Source organism: Nocardia albiluteola (assembly GCF_018860155.1).
Lineage (GTDB): Bacteria > Actinomycetota > Actinomycetes > Mycobacteriales > Mycobacteriaceae > Nocardia > Nocardia albiluteola.
Genome location: NZ_JAHKNI010000020.1, coordinates 93,238 through 108,444, shown reverse-complemented (window position 1 = coordinate 108,444; position 15,207 = coordinate 93,238). Strand labels below are relative to the sequence as shown.

General features: G+C 65.0%; 16 protein-coding genes. 7 read left to right on the top strand and 9 right to left on the bottom strand.

Annotated elements, in window-relative coordinates:
* Positions 1-209 precede the first annotated feature (209 nt).
* The 4 genes from KO481_RS38085 to KO481_RS38070 all read right to left on the bottom strand — a co-directional run bounded on the left by KO481_RS38085 (position 210) and on the right by KO481_RS38070 (position 3,459).
* Entirely contained in the window at positions 210-614 is a 405-nt protein-coding gene (locus KO481_RS38085) for a DUF302 domain-containing protein (protein WP_215923405.1), read from the bottom strand.
* 43 nt (positions 615-657) lie between these two features.
* Positions 658-909, bottom strand: coding sequence for a YgaP family membrane protein (locus KO481_RS38080; RefSeq protein WP_372452179.1), 252 nt, complete (start codon positions 907-909; stop codon positions 658-660).
* Positions 910-945: 36 nt separating this feature from the next.
* Positions 946-1,215, bottom strand: coding sequence for a metal-sensitive transcriptional regulator (locus KO481_RS38075; RefSeq protein ID WP_215923404.1), 270 nt, complete (start codon positions 1,213-1,215; stop codon positions 946-948).
* An 87-nt stretch (positions 1,216-1,302) separates the two neighbouring features.
* Positions 1,303-3,459, bottom strand: coding sequence for an MMPL family transporter (locus tag KO481_RS38070; protein WP_215923403.1), 2,157 nt, complete (start codon positions 3,457-3,459; stop codon positions 1,303-1,305).
* 133 nt (positions 3,460-3,592) lie between these two features.
* Between KO481_RS38070 and KO481_RS44160 the strand changes: the two genes are divergently transcribed.
* Positions 3,593-3,718 carry a hypothetical protein gene (locus tag KO481_RS44160; RefSeq protein ID WP_281066275.1) on the top strand — a complete coding sequence of 42 codons (126 nt, stop codon included), beginning with the start codon at positions 3,593-3,595 and terminating at the stop codon, positions 3,716-3,718.
* 382 nt (positions 3,719-4,100) lie between these two features.
* On the opposite strand, the gene KO481_RS38065 is transcribed toward KO481_RS44160, so the two are convergent.
* Entirely contained in the window at positions 4,101-5,108 is a 1,008-nt protein-coding gene (locus KO481_RS38065; protein ID WP_215923402.1) for an AraC family transcriptional regulator, read from the bottom strand.
* Between the two features lie 110 nt (positions 5,109-5,218).
* Between KO481_RS38065 and KO481_RS38060 the strand changes: the two genes are divergently transcribed.
* Positions 5,219-6,754 (top strand): arylsulfotransferase family protein, encoded by a 1,536-nt coding sequence (locus tag KO481_RS38060; protein WP_215923401.1) that lies wholly within the window; start codon positions 5,219-5,221, stop codon positions 6,752-6,754.
* Between the two features lie 119 nt (positions 6,755-6,873).
* On the opposite strand, the gene KO481_RS38055 is transcribed toward KO481_RS38060, so the two are convergent.
* On the bottom strand, positions 6,874-7,734 hold the full coding sequence (locus KO481_RS38055; protein ID WP_215923400.1) for a cupin domain-containing protein: 861 nt from the start codon (positions 7,732-7,734) through the stop codon (positions 6,874-6,876).
* 25 nt (positions 7,735-7,759) lie between these two features.
* Positions 7,760-8,263, bottom strand: a complete 504-nt coding sequence (locus KO481_RS38050; RefSeq protein WP_215923399.1) for a MarR family winged helix-turn-helix transcriptional regulator — start codon at positions 8,261-8,263, stop codon at positions 7,760-7,762.
* A gap of 909 nt (positions 8,264-9,172) precedes the next feature.
* On the opposite strand from KO481_RS38050, the gene KO481_RS38045 reads away from it, so the two are divergent.
* Positions 9,173-9,565: a hypothetical protein gene (locus KO481_RS38045; protein ID WP_215923398.1), complete on the top strand. Its 393-nt coding sequence runs from the start codon at positions 9,173-9,175 to the stop codon at positions 9,563-9,565.
* A 439-nt stretch (positions 9,566-10,004) separates the two neighbouring features.
* On the opposite strand, the gene KO481_RS38040 is transcribed toward KO481_RS38045, so the two are convergent.
* Complete coding sequence (locus KO481_RS38040) at positions 10,005-10,556, bottom strand: MarR family winged helix-turn-helix transcriptional regulator (RefSeq protein WP_215923397.1); 552 nt, start codon at positions 10,554-10,556, stop codon at positions 10,005-10,007.
* Between the two features lie 75 nt (positions 10,557-10,631).
* On the opposite strand from KO481_RS38040, the gene KO481_RS43695 reads away from it, so the two are divergent.
* From KO481_RS43695 to KO481_RS38020, 4 genes are all read left to right on the top strand, one after another.
* Complete coding sequence (locus tag KO481_RS43695) at positions 10,632-10,928, top strand: aldo/keto reductase (protein WP_215923396.1); 297 nt, start codon at positions 10,632-10,634, stop codon at positions 10,926-10,928.
* Positions 10,929-10,947: 19 nt separating this feature from the next.
* Complete coding sequence (locus tag KO481_RS38030; protein WP_215923395.1) at positions 10,948-11,640, top strand: dienelactone hydrolase family protein; 693 nt, start codon at positions 10,948-10,950, stop codon at positions 11,638-11,640.
* Positions 11,641-11,726: 86 nt separating this feature from the next.
* Positions 11,727-12,632 carry an SDR family NAD(P)-dependent oxidoreductase gene (locus KO481_RS38025; RefSeq protein ID WP_215923394.1) on the top strand — a complete coding sequence of 302 codons (906 nt, stop codon included), beginning with the start codon at positions 11,727-11,729 and terminating at the stop codon, positions 12,630-12,632.
* Between the two features lie 61 nt (positions 12,633-12,693).
* Positions 12,694-13,503, top strand: coding sequence for an enoyl-CoA hydratase/isomerase family protein (locus tag KO481_RS38020; protein ID WP_215923393.1), 810 nt, complete (start codon positions 12,694-12,696; stop codon positions 13,501-13,503).
* A 170-nt stretch (positions 13,504-13,673) separates the two neighbouring features.
* Here KO481_RS38020 and KO481_RS38015 read toward each other — a convergent pair whose 3' ends face one another.
* Positions 13,674-15,179 (bottom strand): catalase, encoded by a 1,506-nt coding sequence (locus KO481_RS38015; RefSeq protein WP_215923392.1) that lies wholly within the window; start codon positions 15,177-15,179, stop codon positions 13,674-13,676.
* Between the last annotated feature and the right edge of the window lie 28 nt (positions 15,180-15,207).

The window sequence follows — 15,207 nt, the reverse complement described above, 5'->3', positions numbered from 1 at the left end:
ACCGTGGCGGGCGACAGTGGCTTCTTGCCGGAGTCGCGGTAGTTGCGCAGCGTGTTGACTCAGATGTCTCGTCGCGATGTCAACCACTCGTCGCATACCTCTGCGACCGACAGCGTCGAGTGCGGCGCGAAGCGTTCCGGTGCCGTCGCTGCGAAGGATCTACAGCCCGTCCACCTCTACCGGCGGTGGGCAAGCCGAGGTGGTCTCGGTCAGCGATCGTGCAGGGATTCGATTGCCGCGCGGAGTCTGGTGGCGGCTTCGGCGGCGATGGGTTCGAGTGCAGGTTCGCCGGAGACCTGGACCAGCAGATCTGGGTTCATGGCTTCGACGATGATGGTGTCGTCGGCTGTGGGGTCACGGCGGACGACGACGTTGCAGGGCAACAGGAGTGCGATCTGGCGGCTCACGCCGACGGCTCGGTGGGCCAGAGGTGGGTTACAGGCGCCGAGGATGCGGACATCCTCGATGTCCTCGCCGAGCTTCGCCTTCAGCGTGGCTTTCATGTCGATGTCGGTGAGTATGCCGAATCCCTGTGCGGACAGGGCGTTGCGGGTCAGGTCGACGGCTTCGTCGAAGCTGGTGGTGTGCAGGGCGGTCGCCAGGGCGAGGTCCATGGTGTGGTCACTTTCTCCTCGGTTCGGATATGGGTCGCAGAGGTCACGTCCGGGATGTCGCGCAGGTGGCCGGCCCGGCGGGAACACCCAGCCGGGCCAGCAGCAGTGTCGCTGGGCACCAGCCCACGGCGCTGTAGAGCAGCAGGTTCGCGCCGACGAACCCGGTGAGGATCAGCCACCATGCTGAGAACGCCGCGGCCGCCAGCGCGCTGATCAGTACGAACGTGCCGGCCAGCAGCGGCACGACGCGCGCGATGGACCAGCCGTGATGTCGCGGTAGTTGCCGCATGTGCATGTCATCCAATCTGTCGGGGACTCGATCCCGGGTCGATCAGGCGAGGGCGAGGAACAGTTTCTCCAGTTCGGCTTCGGTCATCGGCTCCGAGCCGTCGGTACCTTCGCCGGTCAGGCATTCGCGCAGGCCGGTGGCGACGATCTTGAATCCGGCGCGGTCCAGGGCGCGGGATACTGCCGCGAGCTGGGTGACGACGTCCTTGCAGTCGCGACCCTGTTCGATCATGGAGATCACGCCGGCGAGCTGGCCGTGGGCGCGGCGCAGGCGGTTGAGCACCTGGGCGATGGTCTCTTCGTTGCCGACCATAGTGTTTCCTTTCCTCGACTATCTCACTCCAGCATACCCCTAGGGGTATGCCAGGGTCCGGTTCGCGCCGGACCCTGGCATGTGATTTCAGTGATGGGCGAAGCTGATCGAGGGCAGCAGCTTGCGCAGCCAGGCGGGGGACCACCAGGCACCGTGCCCGGTCAGGCGCAGCAGCACGGGCAGGAGCACCAGCCGGACGACGAAGGCGTCCAGCAGGACGGCGACGCCGAGGATGATGCCCATTTCCTTGGGCGGCAGCGGGTCGGCGAGGGCGAAGGTGAAGAACACCGCCACCATCACCGCGGCGGCGGCGAAGATTACCCGTCCGGAGTGGGCCATGCCGTCGACTTGCGCGGTCTTCGGATCGCCGGAGCGTTCGTAGTGTTCCTTGGCGGTGGCCAGCAGGAACACGGTGTAGTCCATGGCGATGGCGAAGATCATGGCGAAGAAGAACACTGGTCCCCAGCCGTCGAGGAAGCCCTGCGGGGTGAAGCCGAGCAGGCCTGCGCCGTGGCCGTCCTGGAAGATCAGTTTCGCGACGCCGAAGGCCGCGGCGGTGGACAGCAGGCTGACCACGGTGCCCAGCGCGGCGATCAACGGTGCCTGCAAGGCGGTCAGCAGCAGTGCGAATCCCAGCACCAGGATGATCCCGACGATGATCGGGAGGTAGTCGTTCAGGGCCTGCTGTAAGTCCAGGTTTTCCGCAGGAGCGCCGCCGACCAGAGCGGAGGGTAAGACATCGCGCAGAGCGTGCAGGATGCCGCCCATGCGCGCGTCGGATGGATCGACGCTCGGGAGGGCCTGCATCATCACCAGACCGCTACCGTCTCTTGCTGGTTGAGCTGGGGTGACCATGCTGATCCCGTCCACGGTCGTGGCGGCCGACGCGACGTGGGCGGCTTCGTCGGCCGGGGCGATGATCTGCAGCATGCCCGGTGTGCCCTGGCCCATCTCGGCCTGCACTAGTTCGTAGCCCTGGCGCACCGGTGCATCAGTCGGGACGACGTGGATCGAGGGCATGGCCACCTTCAACCCGAGCATCGGAATCGACAATGCGATCAACACGATCAGGGCTCCGATCGCGAACGGCCACGGCTTGTCGTGCAGCAGCCGGCCCCAGGCGGCGAACCGGGGAGAACGGTGCTGCTGGCGCTTGGCGTGCGGCAGCGCGCCGGCATTGACCTTTCCGCCCAAGGCTCCCAGCGCAGCGGGCAGCAGTGTCATGGTGGCGGCCAGTACGAAGGCCACGGCGAGCATGATTCCGACGGCCATGGTCCGCACCGCGGGCGCGGGCACGATCAGCACCGCCGACAGGCTGACGAGGACCGTGAGCCCGGACAGCACGACGGCTTTGCCTGCGGTGTCCATGGTTTCGGCGACCGCCGCCCTTGCGTTGGGTGCGGTGGTGAGTGCGCCGCGGAAGCGGGCGACGATAAACAACGCGTAGTCGATCCCCAGTGCCAGGGCGAACATCATCGCGAAGTTCATGGCCCACACCGAGATCGGTGTGATGTGGTTGAGCAGCACCAGCCCGCCGGCGGAGGCCACCAGTCCGGCCAGGGTGAGCAGCAGCGGCAATCCAGCGGCGAGCAATGACCCGAACGCCAGCACCATGATGGCCAAAGTGACCGGCCAGGAGAACATTTCGGCCTTGATCATGGCGTTGTGGTTGGCCTTGTTGAAATCACTCCACAACGCGGACGCGCCCGTGGGGTAGACGTCGATTCCGTTGCCCGACAGGGCGGTCAGCGCCTTCTTGTGCTCATCGACGGCCTTGACCATATCGTCGGTGGAGGCGTTCGCGCCCGCGATGAGGATGCCGGTGTGCCCATCGGGACTGATCGACATTCCCACTTGCGGCGGGACGACCTCGCCGAAGCGCGTATCGCCGGCGAAGACGCCGGTGATTTCGCCGAGCACCTGCTGTACCTGGGGGCTGTCGATGGATGCGGTGTCGGAGTGCACCACCACCTGCACCGCTGCCGAGGAGTTGCCGCCGAAGTGCTGCTGCGCGAGTTCGCGCACGCGCACCGACTGCGAACCGTTGGCCTGCCACCCCGCTCCCGCGAGGGAGGTGAACACACTCGGCGCGGCGGCGCCGAGAACGATCAACACCAGCAACCATGCGCCGAACACAATCCGGGCGCGCCCAGCCATCGCGGCGCCGAGCCTGCCCAGAACTCCACCGGATCCGCCCGGTGGTGAGGTGTTTTGCGTCGGGGAGACCACAACAGAACCGACCATCACCTTCTCCTTTCATACCCCCAGGGGTATATTGCCTTGAGTCGAACTATACCCATGGGGGTATTTGATGGAAAGGGTGGCTTCGGGCACAGCAGGTGCCCGAGCCCGCCGCATAACGACGGGAGGACAGGAAATGGCGGCGAACCACAACATCGTGCGCTGGACCGAATTCGAGCGCGGCGGCCACTTCGTCGCCATGGCAGAACCCGACCTCATCATCGACGACCTGCGCGCCGCATTCCGCGAATACCACACATAGACAGACGATCTCGGGGATTGGCATAGAACGACTCCGCAGACTCTTCGCGCGAGTCGGCTACACAATCGACCACCACAATCGACCACGAAGGTTGATTTCACAGCAGCTCCCGACGGTCATCGGCGGCGGTCGGCTATCGGGGTCCAGCCATGCCTCGTTCGGCGCCGTGGTGTCGCGGGTCAATCTCGCCGCCACCATCCTCACGTCGGGCAGCCGCAGTATCAGCTGTGGGTGCGGCGGTGATGGTGTGTGTCACTGGATTTGGCGACGGCAACATGGTCTTGTGGCTGATGGTTTTCGTGGCCGCTCTCGCGGCAATATTGGCCGGCAGGAAGGCTCGGTCGTAGACGGCACCATTCGCAGCCCCGAAAGGCGCGCCTGATCACGGTCGTTCGCGCCGGGTACGGCGATAGTCGGTCCCGGAGATGCCGAACCAGCGGTGGCAGGCGCGGGTAAACACGCTGGGCTCGCTGTAGCCGAGCAGTGCGGCGACTCGGCTCAGCGGTAGCTCGTTGCGGCGTAGGTAGCGTTCGGCCTCGTCGCGGCGTACGGCATCGAGAATGTCGTTGAAGGTGGTGCCCTCTTGCGCCAGGCGGCGTTGCAGGGTGCGTGGGTGCACGGCGATCTCGGCGGCGACGGTGGCACGGTCGGCGGTGCCGGTAGGCAGATGCTGCCGGATCAGGGTGCGGACCGCTCCGGCCGAGGTGCCGTCGGCGGGCGGTGTGATCGAGGTCAGGTACGCCTCGACCACCCTGCGGACGGCAGGGTCGCTCGCCAGGGGGCGGGTGAGATCGCCTGGGCGCAGCAGGAAGCCGCCGAACGGCTCGGCGAAGTAGACCGGGCAGCCGAAGTACTGCCGGTAGTCGGATTCGGCGGTCAGCGGCTGGTGCGGCAGGTGCACGGATACCGGTGCGTAGGTCCGGCCGGCGATGAGCCGGAACATGTTCAGCGCCATGCTCAGGGTGAGCTCGATCACCTGCGGGTGTGGCGGTAACCGGTCCGGCTGGAAGCGGTATTCCAGGCGGGGCAGCGCGTGTTGCGCGGGTTGGGTCACGGTGATCGTGACGGCCGGGCAGTACACGGGCAGGAATCGGTGCAACGCCGCAATGGCATCGCCGACGGTTGGCGCCGTGCGTATTGCCGCGCCGAGCGGGCCCCAGATCTCCACGCCGCGCCGTCGCGCCAGCCGGCGTCCGAAGTCGGGGGTCGCGGTGAGCGCGGCGGCCGATTCGAGGGCGGTCAGCACGTTGCGGCCGCCGGCGAACTGCTCGTAGTCACCGACCACATCACGCGGGATTCCCACCGCCGCGAGCAGTGCATCGGGATCCCCGCCGCGCTCGGCGACCAGCTCGGGGTAGCCCTGCAACGTGGTGCCGCGAACCAGTGTCATGTCTTCCAGAATCAAAACGATGTCTCCTGATGTCAAGCCATCGGGCGTATCTCCAGACACCGTGGAGTGAGTCAGCTCGTGTGCATTCCCGCACATCGTCAGGAGGAGACTTGATCAGCAGTACGAAACGCCGCGCCTGCCGCACGATCGCGGCGCTGGGCACGACCGCGGCCGTTGCCGCGGCAGTAGTGGGGTGCTCGTCGAATTCCCCGGTCGCCGTGCAGAATCCCCTCGTGGTCCCGCCGGGTGCGGACTTCTCGGTGGCCACCGTGTCCGATCCCGCGCGGCTCGATCCGCCGCCCGTCCCGGTCACGGTGAACGCGCCGGGTGGCGCCGACGGGGACATCTTCCTCACGCCCTCGTCGCTGGATCCGGCGCAGCTCAGGCAGCCGCACGGCGCGGAGATTCTGGACAAGGCGGGACGGCCGATCTGGTATCACCCGCTGCCCTACGGGGCGCTGGCAACCAATCTGCAGGTTCAGACCTATCGCGGCAAGCCGGTGCTGACCTGGTGGCAGGGCACCATCGACAATCGATTCAACAACTTCGACGACGGCGTCGACTACATCGCCGACGAGCACTACCACGTGATCGCCGCCATCAGCGACCTCGGCCACGGCTTGCGTCCCGAGGTGCAGGAGTTCCGGATCACCCCGGACGGCACGGCCCTGATCACCAGCCGCAAGGCCGTCCCCACCGACCTCACCCCTATCGGCGGGCCGAAGAACGGAGCGGTGTTCGACTATTACGTCTCACGTGTCGATCTGGCGACCGGGAAGGTCGACTTCCAGTGGGATGCCCTGGCCCACATACCGCTGACCGATACCTACCTCACCGCGACCGCGGAAAACACCGTCGATCATCCGCTGGACTGGTTGACCATCAACTCGGTCGCCCCCGCCCCGGACGGCCACCTCCTGCTGTCCGGTCGCTACACGAAGACCGTGTACGACATCGACCCGAAGTCCGGTGACATCGCCTGGCGGCTCGGCGGCAAGCACTCCTCCTTCACCATCGGGCCGGGCGCCGATTTCGCCTTCCAGCACGATGCGCAGTTCGTCGACGACGACACCATCCGGATGATGAACAACAACAACGCCGCCGACGGTGTGCCCGGCGACGATGCCGTCAGAAGTGTCGGCCCATCGGGCATCGAATGGATTCGCATCGACCGCAGGGTGCATACCGCGACCTTGATTCGCACACAGCCTGCGCCGGACGGTGTCGTCAACACCGCCACCGGCAATGCGCAGGGGCTACCGAACGGCAACGTGTTCGGTTCCTGGGGCTTCGGTCGGCGGATCGCGGAATTCACCCCGACCGGTGACCTGGTCTACGACGCCACCGTCGGGTCTTACCGTGCCTTCCTGCAGCAGTGGCACGGAGTGCCCGACACCCGGCCCCAGGTGAGCATCGACGGCGCAACCGCGCACGCCATCTGGAACGGCGCCACCGGTGTCGCGCACTGGCGACTGCTCTCCGGCACGAACCCCCTCGACCTCGAACCGATTACGGATGTCGCGTGGAACGGGCTCAACACCGCGATCGCCTTCCCCATGCCGCCGGCACCCGGCGAGTTCGCGCAGGTTCAGGCGCTCGACGCCGGCGGGAAAGTCATCGGCACCAGCATGCCCGTCCTCGTCTGAGGACAGCTTGTTGGTGATCAACCTGCCGAGCCCCTCCAACAGAGCCCGCCCTGCGAAGGTGCCGAAAAACACGCGCTGTCTCATCGTCTCCAGCGACATAGACCGGCCCGTTGACGTTCTCAGCCGGGCACTTGGTCGCCGAACAGGATGAGGCCGTACCGCGCGAAGAGATCGGTGTGTAGATCGTCCTCCCGCGCGGCTGCCGGGCCGATCGAATCGAAGTAGCCTTCGATCGTTCCCGGGGAGTTGGTGACGATCACTTCGCTCTCCGGGGTGAGGGATTTGAACGTGTGCGGCACGAAACGCGGCCCGAATACATAACCGCCTGCCTCGATGTCCACCGTTTCGCACGCGGCCAGGGTTCGCTCACCGAACCAGAAGCGGACCACACCCGACAGTACGATCCAGCTCTCGTCCTCGCGGGTATGGATATGCAGCGGAGGAGCTGATTCGGGGCGGACCGTGGATCGCATCGCTGCTAATGCCCCGCCGGTCTCTGCTCGGCCGACCACCTGTTCGGTGGTTTCGGTGTAGTACTCGGTCAGCGTTCCGGTGCCCCGGTTGCGGGCGACCGGGGCGCCCAGCGATGCGTGCTGTTCGGTGATCAGGTCGCGCAGCGCGGTGAGCGCGGCACCGTTCGCGGAGGTCCAGTCCGTCCCGGACGATTCACGGTCGGCGCGGGTCCGGCCGTCCTCGGGAGTGAACGTCCACCGCACGACGGTGCCGGTGTCGATCTCGCGCATACGGAATTCACGCCCCAGCTCGGCGTCCACGACCTCCCATCGGGCGGTCACCAGCCGACCGTCCTGCAGGGTGTACTGGGTGACCTGGTCCCCGGCCTCCGCGACGCCACTGCGGATCCGGTGCCCAGCGCGGACGTGCTCGGATCCGATGCATGAGGGGTTCATTTCGGTCCAGCTCGTGGGGGTCGCGACTGTGCAGTACGCAAGTTCCGGCGAACCTTCGATAAGCATGCTCATGATCTACCTCTCGTCTCTACTGTCGCTACTGCCCACGGTCTTCTTTGCGACGCCGGTGGGAAGTGACGCGTGTGGGCTCGGCCTCGGCGACACTCTCGTCGAGCTCATCGGTTGCGAGTTGGTGCAGCAGAGTGCGCAGGGTTTCGCGCTGCTCGGTGTCGAACCGGGCAAGCAGCGTGTCTTCTGCACCCTGCAGTCGTCGCCGCGCGTCGGACCAGGCGGCACTCCCTTGCGCGGTCAGCTCGACACGGCGGACGCGCCGATCGGCGGGGTCGGGGGTTCGCTTGACGAGCCCGCCGGCCTCCAGATCGTCGACCAGGTAGGTCATCACGGTGCGGTCGATGCCCAGATGCTGGGCGAGCGCGAGCTGACTCTTCGGCCCGAGCTGTCGCGAACCCATGAGCACCCAATAGCCGCGCGGCCCCCCGGGCAAGTCCGCAAGCAGCTCGTCGGTGGCGCCTCGGTAGCGGCGCACGGCCGCGAACAACGCCCAGCCGATATCCGCCTCGAAATCTTCCGGTGTGGTCATTGTCTCGTCCTAGCGCAAGTTGGCGAATATGATCTGTCGAACAGATCATCTGTTTAACAGATTATCTATGTAGGGACCATACACCACTAGGGAGAAGCATCGTGAGCACCCTGTACCGCATCGTCGACAGCAGCATCCACGGCGGTCGGTCCGTGACACGCGAGATCGCCGACGAACTCGAAAAGGCTTGGTCCGACACCATTTTCGACAGCGTGATCACCTGGCGCGATCTGGTCGGCCCCTCTCGCCGCCCGCGCGGACCGACGTCCTGGCCGCCCGCGAAGCCGACGAGCCCACGCCCGACCAACGCGCAGCCCTCGACTTGGCCACCGAACTCGCCAGCGAGCTGCTCGCCGCCGATGCGATCGTCATGGGAGCCCCGCTCTACAACTGGGGCGTCTCCGAGAACCGCAGTGAACCATTTCCGTGCTGGAGCACGCACAGCCGCGGCATATCGTGCATAGGCTTGCGGATGGGCTCGTGGCTGTCGTCGCTCGCTGTCGATGGCGGAAGTCGGCGGTGGCACAAGCAGCGCAAACGGATGCTGGGCTGCGTCGTCGGGGCCGGTCGGTCAGGCCGTACACGCTGCACTCGTGCGCTTGCTATACCTGGAACGAGTGAGCGCTTATGCCGAGTTGGGGACGATCGGAAGCACGGCGTACGACGAGCGCGACTGCTCGTACGGCGACCGTAATCCCTTGCGGAACCATCGCATTCGCCGCCAGCCCCAGGTTTTGGGGTCACAGGTTCGGCTAACGGCTCCATCGGGTCATCCGACGAACAGTCCGGGGAAGGTCACGCGGACCGACAGTTCCGCGTGTGATCGATATCGGATCGCCCGATATCGCCGACCCCCGACACCTGACAGGAGCTCGATCAATCGTGCCTCGAATATCGAAGTCGCACACCATGAAACGCGCCGTGGCGGCGGCCGCCGCCATGGGCGTAGTGGCGACCGTCACCGCCTTGTCGGCCCCGTCGGCATCCGCGACCGTCACCAGCATCGCGATCGCCCCCGCCTTCACCCTCGGCATCCACCGTTACGGGACAACCTGCTCGTACACCGTGACGGTATCGGTCGACGACAACAGCCGGACTGTCTACTTCTTCGAAGAAGGCCAGGGCCCCAGCGGATTCGCACAGGCGAAGCCCTCCGGTGGTGTCGCGAAGGCGACCTGGACTCCGTCCTCCACGAAGGTCACCTACATCTACGCCATCCAGCCGAATGCCACCGCCCAGATCAGGCAACCCGTGGACGTCGGGACCGGCATCAATTTCGGATCGGCCTGCGTTGCAATGTGATTTACCCAAACCCGATCCCCAACAGCAGTCATCGATCGCGCCTCGAGGAGTTCGAATGTTCGCAAGGCGTGGAGTCTTCGTCGGCGTCCTGATCGCCAGCCCCTCCGCCTAGCGCTCACCTGAACATCCGTGCACGCCGACGACCCGCGTCACCTCCCGAAGGTGTCGCGGGTCGTCGGCATTCGGCAAGGGCCCGAGAACTGGTGGATGCGGTGACGAATTCGCCGACCAGGGCAACGAGTTCCCCGTGCTGAGGTGGTCGACACGGCCACCGAACCTGCGATGGCCGAAACATCCTCAATTGCCGCATAGCGAGTGTTTTCCGGTGGTCACAACCGGATGTCTGTCGCGTGGGTCCCTGCCGCCATCCTCCCCGACGAGTCCGCCGAATGCTCGACTGCCGCAGGGATTGCTGACGGGTCCCATCTCCCGGGACTCGTTAGTGCCGTGTGGGCCGAGTGGCGTGCACTGGTCGGTTGTTGCGGATCAGAACCGCGGCTGACGGGGCGGCGCATTCGTCGATGGGCGGCGCCGTGTGTTCGGCCAGTCGTTGCCGGAATGCGTCAGTCAGTGTGCGGCTGATGCCTAGTAGCCGCACTTGGTCTTCGTCGGAGAGGCCGTCGAATGCGACGGAGATAGTGCGCTGATGCTGTTGCCATACCGTGCGCTGCTGAGCCAGGCCTGCCTCGGTGATTTCGATGATGGTGCTGCGCCCGTCGGTGGGATGGGCATACCGTGCCACGAGCCCGTCGTCGACCAGAGCGTCCACCAGCACGGTCACTCGCCTGCCGGTCACCCCGAGCGCTGCGGCTATTCCCGACATGGTCAACCCGTCTGGATTGCCTTCCAGCGCGGTGAGCACGCGTAACCGTGCGTAGCTCACCGCGTCATCGGGAACGCTGGCGTGTACCCAGCGGATCCACGCCTGCCCCATCTCGGAAAAGGCTTCGGCCAGCGCAATCTGCCGTGTGTCCCGGCGCGCTCTTGACATGGAGTACCTCGCTGATATTTTATGTACATATCCTGTAGTTGGTGTACCTAACCTGATTTTACCTCGAGGGTGGGCATGAGGACACGGACTGATCGATACCAGCTGGCAGACGCTGCGGTGTGGCGGGTCGGCGGGTCTAGCCGCGAACACCGAGCGATTCGCGCCAACCCGGTTGTCACCGAGATCGCCGCCGGTCACGATGCCACACCAGCGCAGGTCGCGTTGGCATGGTTGCTCGCGATCGCCGACAACGTGCTGCTGATCCCAGGCACCAGCTCTCGCAGCCATCTCGCCGAAAACATTGCCGCCGGCTCACTCTCGCTCAGCGACGACGAAGTTGCCGGCCTCACCGCAACATTCGAAACCCGATAAGACATCGAAAGTAGGAGCAATGACCGGCATCAGCATCGAGACGCCCAACGGGAGCATCGACGCTGTACTGGAGACTCCGCCCGGAAAAGGACCCTGGCCTGGTGTCGTCGTCATCCACGACGCATTCGGTCTGCGCGAACCTCACCGCGCGATCGCGCGTCGGATCGCCGACAACGGATACCTGGCGATCGCGCCCAACCTGTTCGCCCGCGGCGGGGTCATTCGCTGTATGCGAGCGGTCATGGGCGACCTCATGGCCTTCGAGGGGCAGGCCTTCGAGGACGTAACAGCGGCACGGCAACTGCTGTCGAAGCGATCCGACTGTACCGGCGCGATCGGCGTCGCGGGGTTCTGCATGGGCGGCGGGTTCGCGCTCATCGCCGCCACAAAGGGCTTCGACGCATCCGCACCCTTCTATCCTCCGCCCCTACAGAGTAAATACTCCGAAATCGTCGACGGCGCTTGCCCCATCGTCGCCAGCTTCGGCCGGCGCGATCCGCTCAACCGAGGCAGCGGACGACGACTTGCAGAAGTGTTGACCGAGAAGCACATTCCGCACGACGTCAAGACCTACCCCCATGCGGGGCACAGCTTCGCCGACCGTGCTCCCCTCCACGCATTGGCGCGTATCACCGGATTCGGCGAGAACAAGGAGGCCGCCGCCGACGCATGGCAAAGGGTGTTCGCCTTCTTCGGCCAACACCTCCAATAGCATCATGACCAAGTCCTGTGTAATCGGAGTCCCGAGCGGCTCCGGCACGCGCTGACCGCGCTCCTGCCGATTCTTCTGGAGGCGAAATGACCGATTCGACGCGAGCCGCGATTATCACCGGAGCAAACTCCGGTCTGGGTCTCGAATGTGCACGCGCATTGCTGGCCACCGACCCGTCCTGGCATGTGGTCCTGGCGGTACGCGACCCGCGGCGCGGCGCGGCCGTGGTACAGCGGCTCGGCGCCGAGCAACGATGCACGGTCATGCAGCTGGACCTGGCATCGCTGGCGTCGGTACGCGGTTTCATCGACGATTCGCGTGCCGGCGTGCTGCCACCGATACGCGCCGTCGTCTGCAATGCCGGGGTGCAGGTGGTTTCGGGCGTGCAGAGCACCGCTGACGGCTACGAGATGACGTTCGGGGTCAACCACCTCGGGCATTTCGCGTTAGTGCGCGGCCTGCTCGACACGTTGCACGCGCCGGCACGAATCATGGTGGTCAGCAGCGGAACCCACGATCCAGACCGCTTCACCGGCATGCCGCACCCACGCTATACATCGGGTGCCGAGCTGGCCCGGCCACCCGGCGACCTGACCGCCGAGGAGGGCCGCCGTCGATACACCACATCGAAACTGTGCAATCTGCTCTTTTGCTACGAACTCGACCGCCGATTGGACCATGGCGCCCAGGGGATGACGGTCAACGCGTTCGATCCGGGACTGATGCCCGGCTCGGGCCTGGGTCGCGACTATTCGCCATCACAGCGGTTCGCCTGGCGTTACGTACTACCTGCACTGCGCGTTCTGCCCGGTGTCAACAGCACCCGCACTTCCGGGCGCCACCTCGCCGCTCTGGCGGCGGACCCGCGCTACGACGGTGTGACCGGCATGTACTTCCAAGGCAACAAGCCAGCCCTGTCGTCAGCCGACTCCTACGACATCGACAGAGCACGAGAGCTGTGGACCAGCAGCACGCAGCTGCTGGCCGACTGACCACTCGGCAGCGACGCGCGCGGAAAAGCCGAGTCATACGTGTAGGAAAGGAATGATGTCGGTGAGCACCGTTCGATTTGAGCAGGACGACAGCCTTGGCCGGATTGTGTTGGCCAGCCCGCCGTTCAACTTCGTGAGCGCGCAATACAACAACGACCTCATCGCTGCGGTGCACGACGCCACCGACAGCGACATCCGCGCGCTGCTCATCCACGCCGAAGGGCCGAACTTCAGCGTCGGCGGTGCGGTGCACGAATGGCCCGGCAAGAGCTACAACTGGTTTCGCACGTTCGTCTCCGAGGTGACCAGCTCCTACCGTGCGATTGAATCGATGCGCATTCCCGTCGTAGCGGCTCTGCGCGGTCAGACGACCGGCGGCGGATTCGAGCTCGCCTTGGCTGCCGATTTCATCGTCGCGTCGGAGAACACCGTGCTGTGGTGTGTGGAAATCAACTCGGCGCAAGTGCCATTGGCGGGCGGCTATCAACGGTTGGCCAGCTTGATCGGTCCGGGAGCGGCCCGCCGCATGGTCATGCTCGGCGAGCGGACGCCGATTACGCAGGTCCCGCAGGTGGCCGACTTCATCGTGCCCGACGACAAGCTCGACGACACGGCACGCGAGCTGGCCACACGACTGTCGAAGGGACCGACCCGCGCCTACGCGGCCGCCAAGTCGCTGCTCAAAGCGTGGTCGGTGGGCGGCATTCCGGCCGCCGACAAACTGATGCTGGACCTGTCCATCGACACCTACAACACCGACGACGCGCAGAAGGCAATCAGCGCAGGCGCCGCCGTCTACGAGGCGCTGCTGCGAGGCGACGCGCCGCCGACCGGTGACGCTGACTTCCGCACCGAATACACCGGCCGATGATTACACCAAAAGCGCTGCTCAACAACACCGTTGATAGGCCGAGAGGTGCTCGCCGCCTTCGGCCCCGTCGGCCCGGTGCGATCGGTGGACAGGCGCTCGTTTGAAAGGCGGCCTGAGGAAGTTCTTAGCTTGCCATCTCACGCTGACCGGGGAACTGGTCTTTCATTCATCTACCTCGTGTGGCCGACTTTCGGTCGCTCTGCGGCGGTCGGTTCGTGCTGCGCCTGCCTGGCACGTACGCCCTGTTCGACTCGGTCGCCGAGATCGTTGTCGATGTTGTGCAGGTATGCGAACGTTCTGGTGAGCACGGGTGGGCTCACTCCGTCGAGCAGGTGGGTGATGATGTTGCCGACCAGTCGTGTCCTGGCGGCGTCGTCGAGAACTGTCCGGACCATGGTGCGAGCCTGTCCCCAGTCGTCGTCGTCCGCGCGCAGCGTGTAGGCGGTTCGCACCAACTCGCCATCGCTATACCAGCTCGGGGTCGGTCCCGCCGCAGCGGGATCGGCGCGCGGTCCGCCCTTCGAGTTGGGCACATACACCGGATCGCCTGGGTTGTGGTGGCGCATGGCGCCGTCTTTCGCCCACGATCGGACCTCGGTGGCGTGTGGCGAATTGACCGGCAGTTCTTTGTAATTGATTCCTATCCGGTGTCGGTGCGCGTCGGCGTAGGAGAACCAGCGCCCGAGCAGCATCTTGTCGGGGCTGGGGCCCGTGCCGGGCACTGCGTTGCTGGGCTCGAACGCCGCTTCCTCGATGTCGGTGAAGTAGTTGGCCGGGTTACGGTTCAAGGTCATCTTGCCGACCTCGATCAGCGGATAATCGCCGTGCGGCCATACCTTGGTGAGATCGAAGGGGTTGTAGCGGTAGGTTTTCGCGTCGTCGAACGGCATGATCTGCATCTTCAAAGTCCAGCTCGGATGCTCACCGCGTTCGATCGTTGTCCACAGATCACGCTGGTGGTAGTCGATGTCGATCGAGGTCATATGATGGGCTTCGTCCTGGGTGAGGAATTTGATGCCCTGATCGGTCTTGAAGTGGTATTTGACCCAGAATCGTTCGCCTGCAGCGTTGATCCACATGTAGGTGTGGCTGGAATATCCGTTCATGTGCCGGAAGGTGGCCGGGATACCGCGATCTCCCATCAGCCAGGTCACCTGATGAGCGGATTCCGGTGACAAGGTCCAGAAATCCCATTGCATGTCGTTGTCACGTAGATTGTTGTCGGCGCGGCGCTTCTGTGACCGGATGAAGTCCTGGAACTTCATCGGGTCCCGCACGAAAAAGACGGGTGTGTTATTGCCGACCAGGTCGAAATTGCCCTGTTCGGTGTAGAACCTCACCGCGAACCCGCGCAGATCCCGCACGGTGTCGGGATATCCCTGTTCACCGGCGACGGCGGAAAACCGCGTCAGCACTTCCGTCTGCTTGCCTGGCTGGAATACATCAGCCATGGTGTAGGCGCTGACGTCGTGGGTTACTTCGAAGGTGCCGAACGCCCCGCCGCCTTTGGCATGCGGTTGCCGTTCAGCCAAGCGCTCACGATTGAATGCCGCCATCTTTTCGATCAGATATGCGTCGTTCAGCAAGATCGGGCCATCCGGGCCAACTGTCAAGGAATGCTCATCACTCGGTGCCGGAATTCCGGCGGCATCGGTTGTGTAGTTCGGCTCAGACATCTTTCTCCTCTCCCACAGACATAGAGCC

Bases quoted from the DNA above. Each gene is read 5' to 3' on its own strand.
- KO481_RS38030 (WP_215923395.1), top strand. From the start codon at position 10,948: ATGACCGGCATCAGCATCGAGACGCCCAACGGGAGCATCGACGCTGTA.
- KO481_RS38045 (WP_215923398.1), top strand. From the start codon at position 9,173: ATGAAACGCGCCGTGGCGGCGGCCGCCGCCATGGGCGTAGTGGCGACC.
- KO481_RS44160 (WP_281066275.1), top strand. From the start codon at position 3,593: ATGGCGGCGAACCACAACATCGTGCGCTGGACCGAATTCGAGCGCGGC.
- KO481_RS38085 (WP_215923405.1), bottom strand. From the start codon at position 614: ATGGACCTCGCCCTGGCGACCGCCCTGCACACCACCAGCTTCGACGAA.
- KO481_RS43695 (WP_215923396.1), top strand. From the start codon at position 10,632: ATGAGGACACGGACTGATCGATACCAGCTGGCAGACGCTGCGGTGTGG.
- KO481_RS38055 (WP_215923400.1), bottom strand. From the start codon at position 7,734: ATGAGCATGCTTATCGAAGGTTCGCCGGAACTTGCGTACTGCACAGTC.
- KO481_RS38050 (WP_215923399.1), bottom strand. From the start codon at position 8,263: ATGACCACACCGGAAGATTTCGAGGCGGATATCGGCTGGGCGTTGTTC.
- KO481_RS38065 (WP_215923402.1), bottom strand. From the start codon at position 5,108: ATGACACTGGTTCGCGGCACCACGTTGCAGGGCTACCCCGAGCTGGTC.
- KO481_RS38025 (WP_215923394.1), top strand. From the start codon at position 11,727: ATGACCGATTCGACGCGAGCCGCGATTATCACCGGAGCAAACTCCGGT.
- KO481_RS38015 (WP_215923392.1), bottom strand. From the start codon at position 15,179: ATGTCTGAGCCGAACTACACAACCGATGCCGCCGGAATTCCGGCACCG.
- KO481_RS38080 (WP_372452179.1), bottom strand. From the start codon at position 909: ATGCACATGCGGCAACTACCGCGACATCACGGCTGGTCCATCGCGCGC.
- KO481_RS38040 (WP_215923397.1), bottom strand. From the start codon at position 10,556: ATGTCAAGAGCGCGCCGGGACACACGGCAGATTGCGCTGGCCGAAGCC.
- KO481_RS38070 (WP_215923403.1), bottom strand. From the start codon at position 3,459: ATGGTCGGTTCTGTTGTGGTCTCCCCGACGCAAAACACCTCACCACCG.
- KO481_RS38075 (WP_215923404.1), bottom strand. From the start codon at position 1,215: ATGGTCGGCAACGAAGAGACCATCGCCCAGGTGCTCAACCGCCTGCGC.